The sequence below is a fragment of the Protofrankia symbiont of Coriaria ruscifolia genome, assembly GCF_900634745.1.
GTDB lineage: Bacteria > Actinomycetota > Actinomycetes > Frankiales > Frankiaceae > Protofrankia > Protofrankia californiensis.
Window position 1 is genome coordinate 1 of record NZ_CAAAFR010000033.1, and the last position, 5,682, is coordinate 5,682.

Consider the following 5,682-nt stretch of genomic DNA (forward strand, 5'->3'; position numbering starts at 1 on the left):
GCCACGGGTTGGACGGCCGCGTGGTGCCGATCGCCTTCCCGTTCCACCCTCCCCGTACAGGGAGCTGAGACCAGACCCCCCGCCATCCGTGCCTGGTGAGCAGGGCGGGGGGTCTGCCAGACGCGCGCCGGTCCGTGTGTACCCGCCCCTCCCTTGTCAGCTGTGGGTGTGGCCGCGGGCCGGCGCGTGCACCCATCCATCCATCCACGGAAAGGACCGTCATGACCGTCACCGCTCCCGCTCCCGAGGATGTCGGCCACCGCACCACAGAGATCATCAGGCAGATCCGGAACTACCTGGAGTTCCCGCGGCTGAAGGAAGCGACCCTGCTCTACCCCGAGTGCTGGGCCACGTTCACGGGCTATCCGATCATCGCCGAGTGGGACCTGACGCTCGACGGCCCGCCGCTGTTCGACGAAGCCATCCGCGTCCTGGCCCTGAAAACAGCCGTCTTCACCCTCACCGGTGGCAACGAGAGCACCGCCGAGCTTGCTGTCGCGGCCCCGGTGGACGAGATGGTCCACGCCGTCCTCGCCCAGCACACCCTGATCTCCCGCATGCAACGCAGCCTCGCGCTCGAGCTGGTCCACATGACCGACCAGGAACAGTTCGACTACGAACCAGGCTGCTACACCGACGCCTGCTACCAGGCCGCCGGCTGGGGTGAGCCGAACCGGCGGTACTGGATCGGCGCGCAGGAAACCACCCGACGTCACACGATCCTCAACGGCCTGTACGCCTCCGTCGGCATCAACCCCGGGGGCCGCGCCCACCGAATCACCTTCGACGTCCCGGAGCCGGCCCTACCGGGCTGACTGGCGCCGGAACACGGCCCGTGCCCGTGGGAATCTCCGCCGGGCTGCGGTGGGCGTCTCAGCGGCGAGCGCCCGCCGCATATCCACCACATCTGGACCATCGTTGTCGAGTAGACGGTCGACAAGGTCCGGGTCGTCCCACACGTCTCCCTCAACGGTTGCCGGGGTGTTGGCTGGCAGCTTGGTTCCCTCGCTGGCGTAGGCCCCGGCGGGCAGGCCGACCTTGTGGGGATGCACGCAGACCGCAACCCCGCTGGTCTGGTCGACCTGGTAGCCGGACGCCCGGTCGAGTGTGTACTGGCGGGGGTCGGGGTGGGAGGCGACGTCGAACCGTCCGCGGGACAAGGCGCGGGACGGGCACGTCACACAGATCAGATCATCGTCGGCCGGCTGATCGGGAGACCTGGTCATGACCGTATTGTCCCCGCCGCGCCATCCCACCGTTACAGGCGCGCTACACCTCGCACGGCGCTGGTGTGCCGGTCACATGATCGACGGCGCCCCGGCGCTCGCCCACGCGGTCCGCGTCGTGGTCGTACTCGGCCAGCATCATCCGACTGCCCCGCCTGCTCTGCTGGCCGCCGTGCTCCTGCACGACGCCCCCGAGCTGGCCCCATCCGACCAGCTCGACCCGGTGGTGATGTCCCTGCTCGGCCCGGAAACCCTCCGGATCATCCGGGTGCTGGAGGCAGAGCACCGCGCGATGGCCACTCCGAACATCAGCGGTGAACAGACCTTGGACCGTGTCCGCCGGCTCGCCAGCGACGACATGCCGTCGCTGCTGGCCACCACAGCAGACAAGATCGTCGCCTTCGGGTCGGTGCTGCGCCGCGCCGCCCGCGTCTCCGACCCGGACGTCTTCTGGCAGGCACGCCGACCGTTTCGCGATCAGATGCCGTACTTCCACGCCTTCCGTACCGCGGCAGCGCCGTTCCTTCCTCGGTCGATGGCCTGCGAGCTCACCGGTCTGCTTGTCGCCGCCGACCGGGCCTGTCGGGGTCTGCCACATACCCGGACTGTTCCACAACATCCCACCCATCGAAAGGATCAACCATGGCCGACGCCCGCAACCTGAAGAAGCCTGACGTCGAAGAGCTCGTCGTGGGCGAACTCACCTGGATCACGTCCAGTTACAGCAACGGCGCCGGTGGCGTGTGCGTCGAAGTCACAAAGCTCGACGACGGAGTCATCCTCCGGGACTCCGTCCAGCCCGACGGGCCGGTGCTGTCGTTCTCCCGCGAGGAATGGCGGGCCTTCACCGACGGCGCCAAGGAAGGCGAGTTCGACATCTGAACCGTCCCACCTGCTCCACGGCCCCATCTCTCAACGACGAGAGACGGGGCCACGGTCATCTCCGTCGACGCAGGCGCTGCGAGACAGTAGCAGACGGTATCCCGGTAGCCCGGCTGATCTCGGCCTGCCGGACACCGTCATCAACAAGCCGCTGCGCGGCCCTCGCCCAGGCACTGCCCCGATCACCCCGGTATCGGACGGGAGAGACGAGCACGGACATCCGGCCTGGTGTGGTATCTGCGACGAGCGCACCCGCATACGGGAGCGGCCTGACGGCCGGGTGGAACGCTGCCCTGCATGCAACGGCAACGCGAAGCCCCGGTTGCGGGCGGTATGACCGCTGAGCTATAGAGAACCCGACCGGTGGAACGGCTACGGCCCCCCGGCCATGTGCGCCGACCCGGACTCGCTTCCGCCCGTGGCGAAGCCCCGACACAGGTCCCGGGGCCAGCACACCGGGGCCAGCACAATAGTGCCGATGGCCGCACTGGGGCGTTCCCACGCCACCTGTGCAGTGAGGAGGCCCGGTGTTTGTCCGGCGTGCCTACATCCCCGACTCTCTGACACCCGAGCCGCCCGAACGCGACGGGTGGCCGTTCACGGTGCCCTGCGTGGCGGCGCTAGTCGAACACGGCCTGACGTTCACCCACCCGGTGACCTTCCTCGTCGGCGACAACGGTTCGGGTAAATCCACCCTGGTGGAAGCGATCGCCGAAGGGTTCAGGCTGGATCCCTACGGCGGCCGGGCCGGTGCCCGCACCGGCCGGCCGAACCCGCGGAAAAGCCCGTTGGGTGCGGTGCTGCGGTTGGAGACGACCGCGGCGGGAGCGCGGATGCTGGGCGGGCCGCGGCTGAAGAAGAAGGGCTTCTTCCTGCGGGCCGAGACCGCGTTCGCCATGACCGAGAACCTGGGTGGCGTGCCGGGCTACTGGGCCGAGGACACCAGCCGGATGAGCCACGGCGAGGGCTTCACGACCATCTTCCGGACGATGATGAACGCTCCCGGTTTCTACGTGATGGACGAGCCGGAGTCGGCGCTGTCGTTCACGTCCTGCCTGCACCTGACCGCGCTGATGTACGAGCTGGGGCGGTCCGGGGCGCAGGTGATCTGCGCGACGCACTCCCCGATCCTGGCCGCGACCCCGGGCGCGGACATCATCGAGATAGGCGAGCACGGGTTCCGGCGCACCCCGTGGGAGAAACTGGAGCTGGTGGACCATTGGCGGCGCTACCTGGACAACCCGAGATCCTACCTGCGCCACCTCGTCGACGGCGGTGGCGATGACGGCTGAGCACGACGTGGACGTGGAACAGGCGGACGAGCGGTTCCGGGAGTGGATGCGCGGCAACCTCGCGCGCGCGGCCGAGCATTTCGGGCTCACCGTGGTCGGGGAACCGGCGTGGGGGTGGCGGCTGCGCACGATCGGCGCGTCGGCCAGCGGTCCGACCGGACCCCGTTGGCTGCGTGTGGTCACGGAGTTCCCGGAGTGGGCACGCGGGGACACCTGGACGGGGAATACCGACGCGAACAGCCTGGTGGGCCTGGCGAAGCCCCGCGTGCTGGGCGTGTTGGAGTGGGACGAGCAGAACTGGCGTCGACAACGCGCCGAGGTGATGACCCTGCTTCCCGGCCGGGCCGTGTCGCCCACGAATCACCTACGCACGATGGTGGATCTTCCGGACTCGTGGTGGGCGGAGCTGCGTCGCAGTGTCGATGCGCTCCGCTCCACTCCGACCGGGCGGGTCTACACGAGTCAGGAGGCGGTGTCCAAGCGGGTGCGTGTGGCCTTCGGCGAGGACGTGCGCATCGACCGGTGGGAGACCGTTCACGGCGATCTGCACTTCGAGAACCTGCTTGCCCCGCAGTTCGGCTTCCTCGACTGGGAGATGTGGGGATGCGGCCCGGCCGGTACGGATGCCGCAAGCCTGCTGCTGCACAGCCTGCTGGTGCCAGAGGTAGCCGACCGGGTGCGGCGCACATTCGCCGGCATGCTCGACACTCCGGACGGCCGGAAGGCACAACTGGCCGTCGCCGCGCGGCTGCTGGCTCGCATCGACGACGGCGACTACCCCGAGTTGGACCAGCCGCTTCGCCGACACCTACACACCCTCGGCTGACGGACTACTTCTTCCCGTAGTTGGGAACGCAGCCGCCCTTCGGCCGGCACGGGCCGGTACCGGTAGGCCAGCAGGACGGCCTGCACGCGGGCCCGCAGGATGGGCCGCACTGCGGATCGCACATCTTCGGCACGCACGGCGGTATCTGCCGACTCGCGAAATGCTCGGCGAGCTGCCCGCGCACATCCCGGGCCGCCTCGCTGGCGAGAACGTCGGCCAGCGGCGCGGTGAGCACGTTGCCGATCGGGAGCCAGCGGGAGAAGACGCACGGCCACACCGCGCCGTCCGGAGAGACCGCCGCCACCCCGTCCCCGCAGCGGCCACACAACTGCTCGACGCCGGCCTGCCGTCGCGGATTCCTCGGCCCACCTGGCGTAACCGGTCAAAGCCGATGGCGGGTACCCCGAGATCGACCAGTTCCGCCCGCGCTCCCGTGCCCCGCTGCTCGCCGCCAAGATCGATTACTCCGGCTCGTACGGGAATGCCCCGGCGCACCGCTTCGGCGATGTTCGCCTTTGTCGGTCGATGGCTGGGCCGCCCTGTGATCGCCGCGTGTTGGGTGGGATCGTCGGAGTAGTAGGAGGTGGCCAGCGACACTCCCGGCCGGGAGAAGATCTCCCACAGCGCGTCGGGAACGTGTACCAGGTTGGAGAACACCTCCACCGTCAGGCCCAGCGCCAACGCCCGGTCGACCAGCACCCCGAGTGGTGGGTACAGCGTCGGCTCCCCGCCGATGAACTGCACCATCCGCACCCCCAGATCGGAGGCCTGGTCGAGCACCCGCACCCAATCTGCCTCGGTCATCGCCCCATGCGTCCCGGATGGGGAACTCTCGGCGTAGCAGTGCACGCAGGTGAGCTGGCAGCGACCCGTCACTTCGCACCAGAGGAACGACACGTCTGGCATGCGCAGAGCATAAGGCATGTAACGCTTTGCACGATATGTCGGTGCGTGCAGCAGCTGACCATCTGTTTGGATCAAGGTACGGCGGTCCTACTCGAGCAACGCTCGCGATACCGTCGAACTGCAGGCTCGTCCTGCCGGAGCAAACCGAGGGCGTACCGTCACCGCCGTGATCGGTGACTGGATGGACCATTGGGACCAGCTGCAGGCGCTCCAGTAGCGGCTTGAGGATATCGCCGTCGGACGCGCTGGAGACTCCGTCAACGCCCGCGTCGACCTGCTGGCCTTCTTCGAGCGCTCGGAGTTGCTGCGCGACTGGGTGAGGATGAGAAATCAGTTGAGGTCCCACGAGGTGGATCTGGCTATGAGAGCCGTGCTGCCGCTCCAACTCACACACGACATCGCCATCAAGGTCAAGTATGAGGTTCAAAGCGAGAAGCCGTGGTCGGGAGATTCCGATGCCGGCCTGGTGCCCCAATCCGTCACCGTCCACGCCCAGGTAGCGCAAGCGCGAGCGTGGGTACCCTCTCGCTAGCCGATCCAGGTGACCCGG

Annotated in this window: 6 protein-coding genes and 1 pseudogene; 5 read left to right on the top strand and 2 right to left on the bottom strand. The window is 68.3% G+C overall.

The annotated features are described in order from the left end of the window. Positions 1 to 221 precede the first annotated feature (221 nt). Entirely contained in the window at positions 222 to 815 is a 594-nt protein-coding gene (locus tag CV1CTNOD_RS04240; protein WP_131784862.1) for a hypothetical protein, read from the top strand. On the opposite strand, the gene CV1CTNOD_RS04245 is transcribed toward CV1CTNOD_RS04240, so the two are convergent. Further along, complete coding sequence (locus CV1CTNOD_RS04245; protein WP_131784863.1) at positions 804 to 1,226, bottom strand: hypothetical protein; 423 nt, start codon at positions 1,224 to 1,226, stop codon at positions 804 to 806. The two genes, CV1CTNOD_RS04240 and CV1CTNOD_RS04245, sit on opposite strands and share 12 nt — an antisense overlap. On the opposite strand from CV1CTNOD_RS04245, the gene CV1CTNOD_RS04250 reads away from it, so the two are divergent. The 4 genes from CV1CTNOD_RS04250 to CV1CTNOD_RS04265 all read left to right on the top strand — a co-directional run bounded on the left by CV1CTNOD_RS04250 (position 1,225) and on the right by CV1CTNOD_RS04265 (position 4,226). Next, a complete protein-coding gene (locus CV1CTNOD_RS04250) occupies positions 1,225 to 1,890 on the top strand; it encodes an HD domain-containing protein (protein ID WP_131784864.1) in 666 nt (221 codons plus the stop codon). The two genes, CV1CTNOD_RS04245 and CV1CTNOD_RS04250, sit on opposite strands and share 2 nt — an antisense overlap. Beyond that, positions 1,869 to 2,108: a DUF397 domain-containing protein gene (locus tag CV1CTNOD_RS04255; protein ID WP_131784865.1), complete on the top strand. Its 240-nt coding sequence runs from the start codon at positions 1,869 to 1,871 to the stop codon at positions 2,106 to 2,108. Before CV1CTNOD_RS04250 ends, CV1CTNOD_RS04255 begins: the two co-directional genes overlap by 22 nt. A 527-nt stretch (positions 2,109 to 2,635) precedes the next feature. After that, positions 2,636 to 3,400, top strand: coding sequence for an ATP-binding cassette domain-containing protein (locus CV1CTNOD_RS04260; RefSeq protein ID WP_131784866.1), 765 nt, complete (start codon positions 2,636 to 2,638; stop codon positions 3,398 to 3,400). Next, on the top strand, positions 3,390 to 4,226 hold the full coding sequence (locus CV1CTNOD_RS04265; protein WP_207386181.1) for a phosphotransferase: 837 nt from the start codon (positions 3,390 to 3,392) through the stop codon (positions 4,224 to 4,226). The genes CV1CTNOD_RS04260 and CV1CTNOD_RS04265 overlap by 11 nt, the downstream gene beginning before the upstream one ends. 4 nt (positions 4,227 to 4,230) lie before the next feature. On the opposite strand, the pseudogene CV1CTNOD_RS27620 reads toward CV1CTNOD_RS04265, so the two are convergent. Further along, positions 4,231 to 5,132: pseudogene (locus CV1CTNOD_RS27620) on the bottom strand (radical SAM protein). Positions 5,133 to 5,682 lie beyond the last annotated feature (550 nt).